Annotated in this window: 14 protein-coding genes; 7 read left to right on the plus strand and 7 right to left on the minus strand. The window is 68.0% G+C overall.

All coding sequences use genetic code 11. The features are described from left to right. Position 1: 1 nt before the first annotated feature. The gene (locus C5B99_RS06060; RefSeq protein ID WP_104240888.1) at positions 2 to 841 is read left to right on the plus strand and encodes a carotenoid biosynthesis protein; all 840 of its coding nucleotides are present in this window, start codon (positions 2 to 4) and stop codon (positions 839 to 841) included. After that, positions 838 to 2,364, plus strand: coding sequence for an NAD(P)/FAD-dependent oxidoreductase (locus C5B99_RS06065; protein WP_104240889.1), 1,527 nt, complete (start codon positions 838 to 840; stop codon positions 2,362 to 2,364). The genes C5B99_RS06060 and C5B99_RS06065 overlap by 4 nt, the downstream gene beginning before the upstream one ends. Before the next feature lie 86 nt (positions 2,365 to 2,450). Here C5B99_RS06065 and C5B99_RS06070 read toward each other — a convergent pair whose 3' ends face one another. Continuing rightward, a complete protein-coding gene (locus C5B99_RS06070) occupies positions 2,451 to 2,825 on the minus strand; it encodes a DUF1844 domain-containing protein (RefSeq protein WP_104240890.1) in 375 nt (124 codons plus the stop codon). Between the two features lie 291 nt (positions 2,826 to 3,116). Here C5B99_RS06070 and infC point away from each other — a divergent pair, with 291 nt between their 5' ends. The 4 genes from infC (at position 3,117) to C5B99_RS06090 (ending at position 5,385) form a co-directional block, all read left to right on the plus strand. Further along, positions 3,117 to 3,788 (plus strand): translation initiation factor IF-3, encoded by a 672-nt coding sequence (infC, locus tag C5B99_RS06075; RefSeq protein WP_104240891.1) that lies wholly within the window; start codon positions 3,117 to 3,119, stop codon positions 3,786 to 3,788. Then, complete coding sequence (gene rpmI / locus C5B99_RS06080) at positions 3,788 to 3,982, plus strand: 50S ribosomal protein L35 (RefSeq protein WP_104240892.1); 195 nt, start codon at positions 3,788 to 3,790, stop codon at positions 3,980 to 3,982. The genes infC and rpmI overlap by 1 nt, the downstream gene beginning before the upstream one ends. 39 nt (positions 3,983 to 4,021) lie before the next feature. Continuing rightward, complete coding sequence (rplT, locus tag C5B99_RS06085) at positions 4,022 to 4,408, plus strand: 50S ribosomal protein L20 (protein WP_068481110.1); 387 nt, start codon at positions 4,022 to 4,024, stop codon at positions 4,406 to 4,408. Between the two features lie 176 nt (positions 4,409 to 4,584). Then, positions 4,585 to 5,385: an RNA methyltransferase gene (locus tag C5B99_RS06090; protein WP_104240893.1), complete on the plus strand. Its 801-nt coding sequence runs from the start codon at positions 4,585 to 4,587 to the stop codon at positions 5,383 to 5,385. Positions 5,386 to 5,587: 202 nt separating this feature from the next. Here the strand turns inward: C5B99_RS06090 and C5B99_RS06095 are convergent, their stop codons facing one another. From C5B99_RS06095 to C5B99_RS06120, 6 genes are all read right to left on the minus strand, one after another. Further along, positions 5,588 to 7,450 (minus strand): ABC transporter ATP-binding protein, encoded by a 1,863-nt coding sequence (locus C5B99_RS06095; RefSeq protein ID WP_308471581.1) that lies wholly within the window; start codon positions 7,448 to 7,450, stop codon positions 5,588 to 5,590. After that, positions 7,447 to 9,207, minus strand: a complete 1,761-nt coding sequence (locus C5B99_RS06100; protein WP_104240894.1) for an ABC transporter ATP-binding protein — start codon at positions 9,205 to 9,207, stop codon at positions 7,447 to 7,449. Before C5B99_RS06100 ends, C5B99_RS06095 begins: the two co-directional genes overlap by 4 nt. Before the next feature lie 163 nt (positions 9,208 to 9,370). Then, entirely contained in the window at positions 9,371 to 10,372 is a 1,002-nt protein-coding gene (locus C5B99_RS06105) for an amino acid ABC transporter permease (RefSeq protein ID WP_104240895.1), read from the minus strand. Further along, entirely contained in the window at positions 10,369 to 11,022 is a 654-nt protein-coding gene (locus C5B99_RS06110) for an amino acid ABC transporter permease (protein WP_104240896.1), read from the minus strand. Before C5B99_RS06110 ends, C5B99_RS06105 begins: the two co-directional genes overlap by 4 nt. A gap of 91 nt (positions 11,023 to 11,113) precedes the next feature. Then, a complete protein-coding gene (locus tag C5B99_RS06115; protein WP_104240897.1) occupies positions 11,114 to 12,022 on the minus strand; it encodes a glutamate ABC transporter substrate-binding protein in 909 nt (302 codons plus the stop codon). Between the two features lie 67 nt (positions 12,023 to 12,089). Further along, positions 12,090 to 12,839, minus strand: coding sequence for an amino acid ABC transporter ATP-binding protein (locus C5B99_RS06120; protein ID WP_104240898.1), 750 nt, complete (start codon positions 12,837 to 12,839; stop codon positions 12,090 to 12,092). 274 nt (positions 12,840 to 13,113) lie between these two features. Here C5B99_RS06120 and pheS point away from each other — a divergent pair, with 274 nt between their 5' ends. Further along, positions 13,114 to 14,160: a phenylalanine--tRNA ligase subunit alpha gene (gene pheS / locus C5B99_RS06125; RefSeq protein WP_104240899.1), complete on the plus strand. Its 1,047-nt coding sequence runs from the start codon at positions 13,114 to 13,116 to the stop codon at positions 14,158 to 14,160. The last annotated feature ends 3 nt before the right edge of the window (positions 14,161 to 14,163 follow it).

The following is a 14,163-nucleotide window of genomic DNA, read 5'->3' on the forward strand; positions in this document are numbered from 1 at the left end:
GATGACCGCCATCACACGACGACTCATGTGGGTGACACTCGCAGCAGGCATGTTCGTCCAGAGCCTGTTCGCCTTCACCGGCGGCGGCACCGTGCCGCTGACCATCGCGAGCGTCGCCCTGCTCGCCGCCACCGGGGTGCTCCACGCCTGGGCGACCCGCGGGCCGCGGTTCGCCTCCGTGCTGCTCGCCGCCGCCGCGATCGGCTTCTTCGCGGAAGTCGTCGGTGTGGCCACGAGCTTCCCGTTCGGACAGTACATCTACACGCCGTCGCTCGGCTTCTCGCTCTTCGAGGTGCCGCTCATCGTGCCCCTCGCCTGGGTGACGATCGCCTACCCCGCGGTCATCATCGCGCGGAGACTCATCGGCACGGCGCCTGGCGCGCTGCGGCGTATCGTGCGCGTCGCCGTGGCCGCGTGGGCGCTCACCGCCTGGGATGTCTTCCTCGACCCCCAGATGGTCGATTCGGGGCACTGGGGCTGGAAGCACCCTGACCCGGGGATCCCCGGCGTCGACGGCATCCCGCTCACGAACTTCCTCGGCTGGTACCTGGTCTCGCTCATCATCTGCGGGCTCATCGACGCCGTCGCCGCTCGCTCGCAGAAGGTCGACGGCGCACCGAGCGACGCGGCACCCTTCACGGTCTACCTGTGGACGTACGCGACGTGCGTCGTCGGCAACCTCACGTTCTTCGAGCGACCGAGCGTGGCTCTCGTCGGCGGCCTGATCATGGGTGCTATCGCGATCCCGCTTGTCGCCGTGCTGCTGCGCGACTGGCGGGCGAGGAGAGCCGAGCGCTCCCTCGTGGCTTCCGGGGCGCACACGGGGGACTCCCCGCGATGAGCACGGTCGCGGTGATCGGGGCGGGGGTCGGCGGGCTCGCCGTGGCAGCCCGCCTCTCCGCGCTGGGCCACGACGTCACGGTGCTCGAGCAGGCCGAGAAGGTCGGGGGCAAGCTCGGCACCCTCGAGCATGACGGCTTCCTCTTCGACACCGGTCCGTCGCTCGTGACCATGCCGTACGTCTTCGCCGAGCTGTTCGCGGAGACGGGGGCGTCGATCGAGTCGGTCGTCGAGCTCCGCCGACTCGAGGTCGCCTGCCGGTACCGGTTCGCCGACGGCAGCGAGCTCGACATGCCCGGACGGATCGAGGAGATCCCCGCTGCGCTCGACGCCGCGCTCGGTGCGGGGACCGGGCAGCAGTGGGCGCGCTTCCTCGAGCGCTCGGAGCGCGTCTGGGACATCGCCAGGGGTCCTTTCCTGGAATCGCCCATCGATGCGGCCGGGATCGCGTCGCTCGCCGTGAATCCGCTGTCGCTCGCACGGGTGGCCCCGTGGCGCAGTTTGCGCGGGTTCGGCGAGCGCGACCTCTCGGACCCTCGCCTGCGCGCACTCCTGGATCGCTACGCGACGTACACGGGGTCGGACCCGAGGCGGGCGCCGTCTGCGCTCGCGACGGTGCCGTATGCCGAGCAGGCCTACGGCTCCTGGTACGTGCCAGGTGGCCTCTGGCGGCTCGGGGAGGCCATCGCCGAACGTGCCGTGGAGTGCGGGGCGCGCATTCGCACCGGGGTCAGGGTCGCCCGCATCCTCCAGGAAGGCGCCAGGGTCTCCGGGGTCGAGACGAGCGAGGGGGAGCGTCTCGCCGCGGACGTCGTCGTCGCGAACGCCGACGCCCAGTCCGTCTACGGGGAGCTGCTGCACAGCGAGGGGGCCAGGCGCGCCGCCAGGAGCCACGAGAAGCTCGACCCCTCGCTCTCGGGCTTCGTCATGCTCCTCGCCCTCGACGACCTCGAGCGTGCGAGCTTCGCGCACGACGAGGCGACGCACCACAGGGTGCTCTTCGCCGAGGACTACGACGCCGAGTTCGATGCGGTCTTCGGCGTCGGGGCGCACGCGGGGTCCGGGCCGAGGCCGGTCGAGCGGCCCACGATCTACGTCTCGGCGCCGCAGGATCCGGCGACCGTTCCGGGGCCGCACAGCGGCGCCTGGTTCGTCCTCGTCAATGCCCCAAGGCATGACCCGGAGCACGGTGTCGACTGGGACGAGCCGGGGCTCGCCGACCGCTACGCGGAGTCGCTGCTGGAGCTCATGGCCGAACGAGGCCTCGACGTGCGGCCGCACGTGAGGTGGATGCGCATCCGCACCCCGGCTGACATCGAGCGCGACACGCTCTCTCCCGGAGGCTCGATCTACGGGACGGCGTCGAACGGCGCGAAGGCGTCCTTCCTGCGGCCGGCTAACCGTCAGCCCGTCGATGGGCTGTACCTCGTTGGCGGTTCCTCGCACCCGGGCGGGGGACTTCCGCTCGTGACCCTCTCGGCGGCTATCGTCGCGGAACTGGTCGGGCCCGCCGAAGGCCGCTGAACGCCCGGAGGTCGACCCACGAATCGACGAAGCCCGCTCGACGGCCCGAAGGCTCGGCAAGCGGGCCGTGGTCGCGTGGTCCGAACTCAGCCGTAGACGGGGCCGGTGAGGTCCTCGCCTGGCCCCTTGCCGACGGGGTCCGGGTGCTCGGATGCCTCGCGGAACGCGAGCTGCAGCGAGCGCAGGCCGTCGCGCAGGGGGCGCGCGTGGTGGTCGCCCAGGTAGGGGAGGCTCGCGGTGAGCAGGCCTGCGAGCGCCGAGATGAGCTTGCGGGCCTCGTCGAGGTCGAGCTCGTCGTCGCCGCTGTCCTCGTCCAGGCCGCACGCGACTGCGGCGGCGCTCATGAGGTGGACGGCGGTTGTCGTGATGAGCTCGACGGCCGGGACTTCGCCGATGTCGCGACGCAGATCACCGTACTCTGGCTCGGCTGCGGAGGGGTTTTCGAGTGAGGCGTCGGTCACGCTGGTCCTTTGTCCGGAGTTCTGGTAATGTGGCGAGCGGTTTCTGCTGTGCAGAGGCCACGAAAGAGGATTCGTCCCACCCGCGCAAACCGCTCTACGTAGGTTACCGGGTTGCTCCACTCCCTTCCTTGCCCGGCCTCGCGGCTGTGCAGGAAGAGGTCACAGAGTTCGCACGAACTGCACTCGCTGCAGGATGCGCAGGCTCGGTGGCGATGGGTGGAAACACGCTGCGAGCGCAGCGTGGTTGGTGTGACGCCTCCTTTCCACATTCAGTGAAGTCAGGAGCCTTCCATCAGCGAACCACGTACCAATGACCGCATCCGTGCCAGTGAAGTCCGCCTTGTCGGCCCGGGCGGTGAGCAGGTCGGAGTAGTCAAGCTCGAGATGGCGCTGCGCCTCGCGCAGGAGTCTGAGCTCGACCTCGTCGAGGTCGCCCCCAACTCGAAGCCCCCCGTCGCCAAGATCATGGATTACGGGAAGTTCAAGTACGAGGCCGCCCAGAAGGCGAAGGAAGCGCGTCGCAACCAGGCGAACACCGTCCTCAAAGAGGTCCGTTTCCGTCTGAAGATCGACGCCCACGACTACGAGACCAAGCGCAAGCGCGCCATCGGCTTCCTCGAAGACGGTGACAAGGTGAAGGCCATGATCCAGTTCCGCGGCCGCGAGCAGTCGCGCCCGGAGATGGGTGTGCGCCTCCTCCAGCGTTTCGCCGAGGAAGTCTCGGAGTACGGCACTGTCGAGTCAAACCCCATGATCGATGGCCGCAACATGGTCATGATCATCGGCCCGTTCCGAAACAAGTCCGACGTCAAGGCTGACGCTTCCGCGAAGCGGAATGCGGCCCGCGAGGCGTCTCGAGCGGCCAAGCACGGGCAGCCGTCAACTGGCGAAGCTGCGAATGAATCTGCAGATGAAGCTGCAACAGAGTCTGTACCAGAGTCTGCAACCACAGAGGAGAACTAATGCCGAAGCAGAAGACCCACTCGGGCGCCAAGAAGCGCTTCAAGGTCACGGGAAGCGGCAAGCTCATGAAGCAGCAGGCCGGCCTTCGCCACAACCTCGAGGTCAAGTCGCCGGGTCGCAAGGCTCGCCTGAACCAGGACCAGCTGCTCTCCAAGGCAGACGCCAAGGTCGCCAAGAAGCTGCTCGGCCACTAAGCCGCCCGCACCCACACTTACTGAGGAGAATCAACACACATGGCACGTGTAAAGCGGGCAGTAAACGCCCATAAGAAGCGTCGCGTCATCCTTGAGCGCGCATCCGGCTACCGTGGACAGCGCTCGCGCCTGTACCGCAAGGCCAAGGAGCAGGTCATCCACTCGATGGTCTACTCCTACCGTGACCGCCGCGCCAAGAAGGGCGAGTTCCGTCGCCTCTGGATCCAGCGCATCAACGCCGGATCCCGTGCGAACGGCCTCACGTACAACCGCTTCATCCAGGGCCTCGGCCTTGCTGGCATCGAGGTCGACCGCCGTATCCTCGCTGAGCTCGCCGTGAACGAGCCCGCGACGTTCGCCGGTCTCGTCGAGGCAGCCAAGCAGGCGCTCCCGGCCGACACGTCGGCTCCGCGCGCAGCGGCCTAGTCACCACCGCGGCCCGATTCGCTCTCTGAGTGTGCCGGCCGCATGAACATGCGGTCGAGAGTCCAGCTCTCGGCCGCATGTTCTTTTCTTAGGGCCTGCACTCTGCATCTGCACCTGGCTCGATGAGCATCCACTCAAGCAACGCAGCGCCTCGCGCGCAGGAAGAAGTCGACACCATGATCGAGAGCCCGCGCAACGCGCGCGTCAAGGACGTCAGGAAGCTCGCGCAGAAGTCGGAGCGTCAGGAGACTGGCCTCTTCGTCATCGAGGGCCCCCAGGCGGTCCGCGAGGCACTGGTCTCGCGCCCAGAGCTCATCGAGGAGCTGTTCGTCACGCCCACGGCGCTCGAGCGTCACTCCGAGCTGCGTGGCCTTGCCGAGGAGGCCCAGCTCGAGGTCGACTTCGCGAGCGAGGAGGCCATCGACGCGATGGCGGACACGCGGACCCCGCAGGGCGTCATCGCCGTGTGCCGTCAGTTCCCCGCTTCCATTCGGGATGCGCTGAGCGGTTCGCCGAAGCTCGTCGCGATCCTCGAGGAGGTGCGCGACCCGGGCAACCTGGGCACGATCATCCGAGCGGCCGACGCTGCGGGTGCCGACGCGGTGATCCTCACGGGCCGGACCGTGGACCTCTACAACTCGAAGGTCGTGCGTTCGAGCACCGGCTCCATCTTCCACCTGCCGATCGCCGTCGAGGTGACCCTGGACGTCGCCACCTCGCGCGCTCGCGACGCTGGTCTCCGTATCGTCGCCGCCGACATCGACGGCTCGGACCTGCTGTCGGCTCGTGACGCCGGCGAGCTGGCGCAGCCGACCGCCTGGCTCTTCGGGAACGAGGCTCGCGGCCTCGACGCCGAGCAGCTCGCGTATGCAGACGCGACCATGAGCGTGCCGATCTACGGGCGAGCGGAGTCGATGAACCTCGCGACCGCGGCTTCCGTCTGCCTGTACGAGAGCGCGTTCGCGCAGCGCGCCTGACCGCAGCGCACCTGGACGCCCGGGCCTCTTCGCGATACTCGCGTCGAGCGGCCCGGGCGTCTCCGTATCTCTGCGCGCCTGCGCGTCGGCGCGTCTGGCTGTCTGGCTGTCTGCGTGGCAGCGAGCCTGACTGAGTCCTCAGCGGATGTCAGTCGGGTTCGGGGCATCCTGCTCGCGTCGCGGGAGTGGCGGGGCGTTCACGTCAGTCGCTGTCGAGCGATGACAGCCAGGCGCTGTGCAGCTCGGCGTAGCGCCCCCCACGGGCCACGAGATCTGCGGGGGAGCCGTCCTCCACGATCGCTCCGCCATCGAGGACCAGCACGCGGTCGGCGTCGTTGACGGTCGACAGGCGGTGGGCGATGATGACGGCCGTGCGGTCGTGCAGGAGGGTGCCGAGCGCCTTCTGGACGGCTCGCTCGCTCGGGATATCGAGGGAGCTCGTGGCCTCGTCGAGGATGAGCACCTCCGGATCGGCCACGAAGGCGCGGGCGAAGGAGATGAGCTGGCGCTGCCCGGCCGAGAGCTTCACTCCGCGGTGGCTCAGGTCGGTGTCGTAGCCGTTCGGCATGCGTCGGATGAACGGGTCGGCGCCGATGAGCTTCGCGGCGTCCTCGATCTCCTGGCGGCTCGCGCCCGGCCGCCCGAGCCCGATGTTGGAGGCGACGGTGCCCTGGAACAGGAAGGGGTCCTGCGTGACCGTGATGACGCGTCGTCGAAGCTCGCTGTCCGGGATGTCGCGGAGGTCGACGCCATCGAGGAGCGCTTGCCCCTGCGTCGGGTCCGCGAATCGGGCGATGATGCTCGCCAGCGTGGTCTTCCCCGCCCCGGTCGGGCCGACGATCGCAACGGTCTGCCCGGCGGGGATGTGCAGGTCGACACGCTGCAGCACAAGTGGTCCGTCTCCGTAGGAGAACGCGGTGCCACGGAGGGCGATGTCACCGGGCTCGGTGACACCGCGGTGGTCCGCCGTCCGTCGGGCCGGATCCTGCTTGGCATCTCGGGCGGGTGCCGCGACGCTTGGCTCTTCCTCGAGCACGCCCGAGATCTTCTCCAGGGCCGCGACTGCGGACTGGAAGGTGTTCGCGAACATGCCGACGGCCTCCATCGGCTGGAAGAGCTGCACGAGGTACAGCGCGGCTGCGACGAGGACGCCGACGCCGATGCTGCCCTCGAGCGTGCGGAGGCCATTGACGAGCACCAGTACCGCGAGGCCGATGCTGCTGATGAGCTCGATGCCGGTGAAGAGATTGCCGAACGCCATCGCGGTTCGCCGACCGGTGTCGGTGTAGGCGCCGTTGAGTCCGCCGTACACGTCCGCGTTTCGCGATTCGGCGCGGAAGGCCTGCATGGCGCGGATGCCCGTGATGGTCTCGACGAAGCGCACGATGAGGCGCGCGGAGCGTTCGCTCGACTCGCGGTAGAGGCGTGAGGAGACGACCTGGAACCGTCGGGTGACCAGCACGACCGGCACGAAGACCGCGAACGCCACGAGGGCCGACAACGGGTCGAGGATGAGCAGGGCCGCCGCGATGAATGCCATCCGCGCGACGGCGTTGACCAGGTCGCCGAAGCCGGACTCGAGGAGCTCGGCGACCGCATCGACGTCGTTCGTCTGGCGGCTGATGACTCGCCCGGACGTGTAGCGCTGGTGGAAATCGAGGCCGAGACGCCCCGTGTGCTCGAAGAGCAGGGTCCGGACTCGCAGGAGCACACGCTGGCTGAGCGCTGCGGCATTCCGGGTGAAGAGGTTGGAGAGTCCGGCGTCGGTGATCGTCGCGAGGACCAGAGCGACGACGATGACCAGGAACGGGGCCGCGTCGCCGTCGAGCAGCGTGGGAAGCCCCGTGTCGATGGCCTGCGAGAGCAGCAGAGGCCCGGCAGCCGACGCCGCCTGGCTGATGAGGACGAGCACCCCCAGCCACACGAGGCGTGCCTTGTGCGGGGCGAGGAGCTGGCCCATGAGCCGAAGCGAGCGCCGTCGGAGCAGTCTGGCAGTGTCGCGGTCGACGCTCGTGAGGTGCTCGACCCGCACCCCGAGGGGTGCAGCAGCGCTGGGCTCGGTCACGCGACCACCTCATCGACGTGGTCGCCCTGCCAGAGCAGGCCCCGGTACACGGGGTCGGCTGCGAGCAGCTCGCGGTGCTCGCCCAGGGCCGTGATGCGACCGTCGACGAGGACGGCGACCCGGTCGGCGAGGGCGACGGTGGATGACCGGTGCGCGACCACGAGGGTCGTCACGCCGGAGAGAGCCGACCGGAGGGCCTCGGTCGCGAGGGTCTCGGTGCGCACGTCGACGGCCGAGAGCGGGTCGTCCAGGACGAGGACGCGGGGGCGCGCGAGGATGGCGCGGGCGAGCGCAAGGCGCTGCCGTTGGCCTCCCGAGAGGCTGTGCCCCTCTTCCCCGATGAGGGTCTCGAGGCCTTCCGGGAGCTCGAGCGCGAAGCCGGCCTGCGCGACGGTCAGGGCCTCCCGCACCTCGTCGTCGCTCGCGTCCGGTCGGCCGAGGGCGACGTTGTCTCTGACGCTGGCCGAGAAGAGCAGAGGCTGCTCGAAGGCGATGGCCACGTGGCCCCTGAGGTCGTCTCGGCGGAGACGGCGGATGTCGGTGCCGTCGAGCCGCACCTCGCCAGCTGTCGGATCGTGGAGGCGCACGGCGAGCTCGCTCAGCAGGCTCTTGCCGCTCCCGGTCGCGCCCACGAGCGCAAGGGTCTCGCCGGGCACGAGGGTGAGGTCGATGCCTCGCAGCACCTCGTCTCCGTCCGGCGCATCCGGGAAGGCGAAGCGCACATCCCGGAACTCGAGGACCCCAGGCCCGTCCGGAACGGGGAGCGGGTGCTCCGGGTCGGAGACTGCAGTCGCAGTGTCGAGGACCTCGAAGACACGGGTCGTCGACGCCGCCGCGTCGAGGGTGTCGGCGAAGAGGAAGCCGAGGGAGCGGACCGGCCAGGCGAGCATGAGCGCCGTGAAGAGGAACGCGGAGAGCGCGCCGATCGTGAGCCTGCCGTCGGCGACGGCGATCACACCGAGGGCGAGCGAGGTGGCGACGGCGAGCTGGGGGAGCAGGATGAGCCACGAGCGCATGTCGGCCTGGCGGCGGGCCTTCTCGAGCTCGGTCTCACGCAGCGCCTGCGCCTCCTCGCGGAACGACTCGAGGAACTCTCCGCCACGGCCGAAGGCCTTGATGACCCGGATCCCCTTCGCCGCCTCGCCGACCGTCGTCGCGAGCGCCCCGGCCTGGTCCTGGCTGCGCCGGGAGAGATGTCCGTAGACGCGCTGGAAGCGAAGGGTGATGAGGGCAGTTGGGATGCTGAACACCGCGTAGAGGCAGCCGAGCACCGGATCGAGCCAGAGGAGCACGCCGATGCCGGCGACGACCGTGAGCAGGTTGACGCTCAGCATGATGAGGCCGAACGCGAGCCACCGGCGTATCCGGTTGAGGTCGACGGATGATCTCGACAGGAGCTGGCCTGCCTCCCACTCGTCGTGGAAGGCCGCCGGCAGGTCCTGCAGGCGCGCGAAGAGCTGATCCCGCACGCGTCGTTCAACGCCGACCATGGGCGTGAGCACGAAGATTCGGCGCAGGTACCAGAGGAGCGCCTCGAAGCAGCCGACGGCGAGGAGCGCGAGCGAGCCCCAGATGACGGCCGCCCGCTCGCCGGAGGAGACGGGGCCATCGACGATGAGGCGGATGATCTGCGGTCCGACGAGGCTCAGCCCGGCTGCGGTCAGGGCCGAGGCGAAGCCGGCGAAGAGGCTCCATCTGACCGGCCGCACGAACTCCCAGAGTCGCAGCAGTTCTCGAAGTCCGGGCTCAGCGCGCATCCGGTACAGGCTAGTCGCCTCTGTCGGTGCAGCGGCGCGTCGGGGGACGGCGCTGACTTCCCAGGAGACGGGGAACCTCTCGAGAAACGGAGAACTCCCCGCGGGCCGGTGCCGAGAGACTCTCGGTGCCGGCCCGCGGGGAGCTTTCCTGCGGAGCGCGCGCCTAGACGCGGTCTCCGTCGCCCTGCTTGCGCAGATCGATCTGGCGCTGCGCTTCCGCCTGATCGTGCTTCGTCTTCTGGCGAGCTTCCTCTTCGAGCTCGAGCACGTCGGACTGCTGCACGAGGATCAGCTCCGTGTCGGTCACATTGCCCGCATTGGTGACGGGCTCTGGGGCGGCGCCCGCGATGACCTTCGGGTTCTGCGAGATGCGCTTCTGCACCACGGTCGCGAGCCAGGACAGCAGCACGCAGGTGGCGATGTAGACGGCGCCGATGACGATCGTGACGGGAATGTACGGGCGACCGTAATCCGCCTGGCCGCCGATGAGCTTCGCCATGTAGAGCAGCTCGTTGTACGTGATGATCGAGCCGAGAGCCGTGTCCTTCAGGGTCACGACCAGCTGCGCGATGATGACGGGCAGCATCGCGCGGATCGCCTGCGGGAGCAGGATGATCTGCATGACGCCGCTCTTGCGGAGGCCGATGGCGTATCCGGCTTCAGCCTGACCGCTCGGGAGCGACTGCACGCCGCTTCGGATGACCTCGGAGAGCACCGAGCCGTTGTAGGCGATGAGCGCGATGACGACGGCCCAGAACGGCTCCATCTTGATGCCGATGGCCGGCAGGCCGTAGTACATGAGCATCATGAGGATGAGGACGGGGATCGCACGGAGACCCTCGACCACGACCGTGAACGGGATGCGGACCCACGCGTGGTCCGACAGGCGGCCGATGGCGAGGACGAATCCGAGCGCCAAGGCACCAACGGCTGCGACCAGGAAGGCGCTGAGCGTGGCCCAGAGCGCCTCCGCGATCTGCGTCCAGATAGCCGCGTAGCCGAAGATCTGCCACTTGTCGGCGCTCAGGTTGCCCGTTGCGCTGAGGCGGTAGACGAGGAAGGCGACGAGGGCGACGATGACGACGACCGTCGCGATCCCGAGCAGCTTGTTGCGAGCGAGCGCGCGGGGGCCTGGGACATCGTAGAGAACAGAGGTCTGGCTCATCGGGCAACCTTCCAGTGGCGTTCGAGCGCGTTCTGCACCCACGAGAGCAGCAGCACGAGGACGATGAAGACGATGGCGACCCAGATGAGCACCTCCATCGCGTTCTCACCTCGCTCGCTCATGTTGGCGCGGATGATGCCCAGGTTGACGGCGGAGAACCCAGCAGCGACGGTGGTGTTCTTCAGCAGTGCGATGAGGACGCTCATCATGGGCGGGACAACGGCGCGTGCTGCCTGGGGGAGCACGATGAGGGTCATGACCTGCCCGAAGGGGAGGCCGATGGCTCGCGCGGCCTCTGCCTGGCCGACAGGGACGGTGTTGATGCCGCTTCGGAGCACCTCGGCGACATACGTGGCGGTGTAGACGCCCAGCGCGAGGACGCCGAGCAGCAGGTAGTCGGTGCGGCCCATGGGGAAGAGGACGGGCACCGCGAAGACGAAGATGAAGAACACGAGGGTGAGCGGGGTGTTGCGCACGAGGTTGACGTAGGCGGCGCCGACCGCCCGCGCGATCGGGACCGGCGAGACTCGCATGGCACCCACGATGAAGCCGAGGACGAGCGCGAGGAGCGCGCCCCCGAAGAAGAGGATGAGCGTCCCCAGAAGGGCCTCACTCCACAGGTCGAGGTGGTTCGTGAAGATATCGAACACGCTCGCCTTCCTTTCTGAGACAGGGCGCAAGGCGCCCTAGGTGCGAACGAGCGGCGGCGAGAGTGTGTCTCGCCGCCGCTCGCCTGTGGGATTAGTAGCGGTCGACCGCTGGCTGCGTGACCGTGGTTCCGGACGAGCCGAGGTTGTAGTCGAAGATCGCCTGCCACACGTCGCCGCCCTCTTCGAGGGTGGTGTTGATGTGGTCGCGGAGGGCGTCATCGCCCTTGGCGAGTCCGATGCCGTAGAGCTCCTCGCTGAAGGGCTCGCCGACGACCTTGAGGTTGTCGGGGTCCTGGGCGGCGTAGCCGATCAGGATGGCCTCGTCAGTCGTGACCGCATCGACCTGGCCGTTGATCAGCTGGTCGACGCACTGCGAGTACGTGTCGAACTCGGTGGTCGTGACCTCCGGGTAGTTGTCCTTGATGTTCTGGATCGGGGTCGAACCCGTCGCAGAGCAGACCGTGACGCCGGCGACGAGCGAGTCGACTCCGGTGATGTCGGAGTCCGCGCCGACGAGCAGGCCCTGGCCGGTCTCGAAGTACGGACCGGCGAAGTCGATCTGGTCCTTGCGCTTGTCGGTGATCGAGTACGTGCCGACGTAGTAGTCGATGTCGCCGTTGGAGATCGCCTGCTCGCGGTTGGCGGAGGCGATCGGCTTGAACTCGATGTTCTCTTCGGTGACACCGAGCGATGCGGCGATCCAGCGTGCGACGTCGACGTCGAAGCCGGTGCGCTCACCGGTGACGGCGTCGAGGTAGCCGAGGTTCGGCTGGTCTTCCTTGACACCGACGACGACCTTGTCGCCGCGTGCCTTGATGGCGTCGAACGTGGGCGATCCCTCGATCGTGACGTCCGTCGCGACCTCGAAGACGGGTGCTTCACCGGTCGTGGTGCCTTCGCCGCCGCCTGCAGCGGGCGGAGCGCCCTCGGCGCAGCCGGTCAGTACGAGCGAGGCCAGGATGCCTGCGCCGAGAATGGCGCTGAGCTTGGTCTTTCGCATTTCTTCTCCTTCTGTTGGAAGTCTGTTGCGTCTTGCGTGAGCGTCGATGCGGGGTCTGCGCCGACGATCAGTGGGTGATGAGCTTGGAGAGGAAGTCCTTGGCGCGGTCGGTCTTCGGATGCGTGAAGAAGTCCTCCGGCGACTGGTCTTCCAGGATCTGGCCGTCGGCCATGAAGACGACGCGGTCGGCCGCCTTGCGGGCGAAGCCCATCTCGTGGGTCACGACGATCATCGTCATGCCCTCCTTGGCGAGATCGACCATGACGTCCAGGACCTCGTTGATCATCTCGGGGTCGAGCGCGCTCGTGGGCTCGTCGAAGAGCATGACCTTCGGCTTCATCGCGAGGGCGCGCGCGATGGCGACACGCTGCTGCTGCCCACCGGACAGCTGCGCGGGGAACTTCGCGGCCTGGTGACCGATGCCGACTCGATCGAGAAGCGCCTTTGCCTCTTTCTCTGCGTCGGCCCTCGAGAGCTTGCGGACCTTGATGGGACCGAGAGCGACGTTCTCGAGGATGGTCTTGTGGGCGAAGAGGTTGAAGGACTGGAAGACCATCCCGACGTCGGCCCGCAGCGCGGCGAGTGCCTTCCCTTCCTTGGGAAGCACCTTCCCGTCGATGCGGATCTCTCCCGAGGTGATCGTCTCGAGTCGATTGATGGTGCGGCAGAGGGTCGACTTGCCGGAACCGGACGGTCCGATGACGACGACGACCTGACCGCGCTCGACGCTGAGGTTGATGTCCTTCAGGGCGTGGAATTCACCGTAGTGCTTCTCGACGTGGTCTACGACGACGAGGTGCTCGCTCTGATTTTGCATGGTGCGATTCCACCACAGCGTCAGACTCCGTCGTCGCCTATTTCTCGCTTTCGAAACGAGATGGTTACCTGATCGGTGCTTCCCTGCCAGGATTTCGGTGCTCATGGGTACACCGCGAGCCTGGAAGATCGCCGGATTCTCGCGGATCTCTGGCGTCGCGCGAGAGGAACGCAGATTCCCGCCGAGTCGTCGAGGCGGCCTCTCTCACGGGGTGAGAAAGCGTGTTTCCACATGCTGGAGCCGTTGCGCACGCGGTTCGCTAAACTCGACACTTGTGTCTGACGCCTCATCGAACCCCATCACGCAGGAAGCCGTCGGCTCCGCGGTCGAAGCGGCGCTCGCCGCCATCGACGCGGCGCCCGACCTGACAGCACTCAAGCGCGTGCGCGCCGAGCATCTGGCGGAGGGCTCTGCGATCGCATCGCTGAACGCCGCCATGCGGGCCGTGCCGAAGGAGAGCAAGAAGGAAGCGGGCCAGCTCATCGGGCAGGCCCGCACCCGCGTCAACGCCGCCTTCGCCGAGCGCGAGAGCGAGCTGGCAGCTGCGGAGGCCTCCGAGCGTCTCGCTGCAGAAGCCGTCGACGTCACCGTCGCACGGCCGGCACGCGCGACCGGAGCGAGGCATCCGCTCACCGTGCTGCAGGACCGCGTGAGCGACATCTTCGTCGGCATGGGGTGGGAGATCGCGGAAGGCCCGGAGCTCGAGAGCGAGTGGTTCAACTTCGACTCGCTCAACTTCGACGCGGACCATCCCGCCCGCGCCATGCAGGACACGTTCTTCGTCGAGCCGGCAGACCGCCACCTCGTTCTGCGCACGCACACGTCTCCCGTGCAGATGCGCTCGCTCGTCGAGCGCGGCGTCCCCCTCTACGTGCTGGCCCCTGGCCGCACGTACCGCACCGACGAGCTGGACGCGACGCACACGCCCGTCTTCACGCAGTTCGAGGGCATCGCGATCGACAAAGGGCTCACGATGGCGCACCTCCGCGGCACGCTGGAGCACTTCGCGACCTCGATGTTCGGCGACGAGGCTCGCATCCGCCTGCGCAACAACTACTTCCCCTTCACGGAGCCGAGCGCAGAGATGGACATCTGGCATCCCGGCGCGAAGGGCGGCCCGCGGTGGATCGAGTGGGGCGGCTGCGGCATGGTGCACCCCAACGTGCTGCTCGCCGCTGGCGTCGACCCTGAGGAGTATCAGGGCTTCGCCTTCGGCATGGGCGTCGAGCGCACCCTCATGTTCCGCAACGCGCTGACCGACATGCGCGACATGGTCGAGGGCGACGTCCGCTTCAGCACCCAGTTCGGAATGGTGATCTAGCCG

This window comes from Pseudoclavibacter sp. Z016 (assembly GCF_002931215.1).
Taxonomy (GTDB): domain Bacteria; phylum Actinomycetota; class Actinomycetes; order Actinomycetales; family Microbacteriaceae; genus Pseudoclavibacter.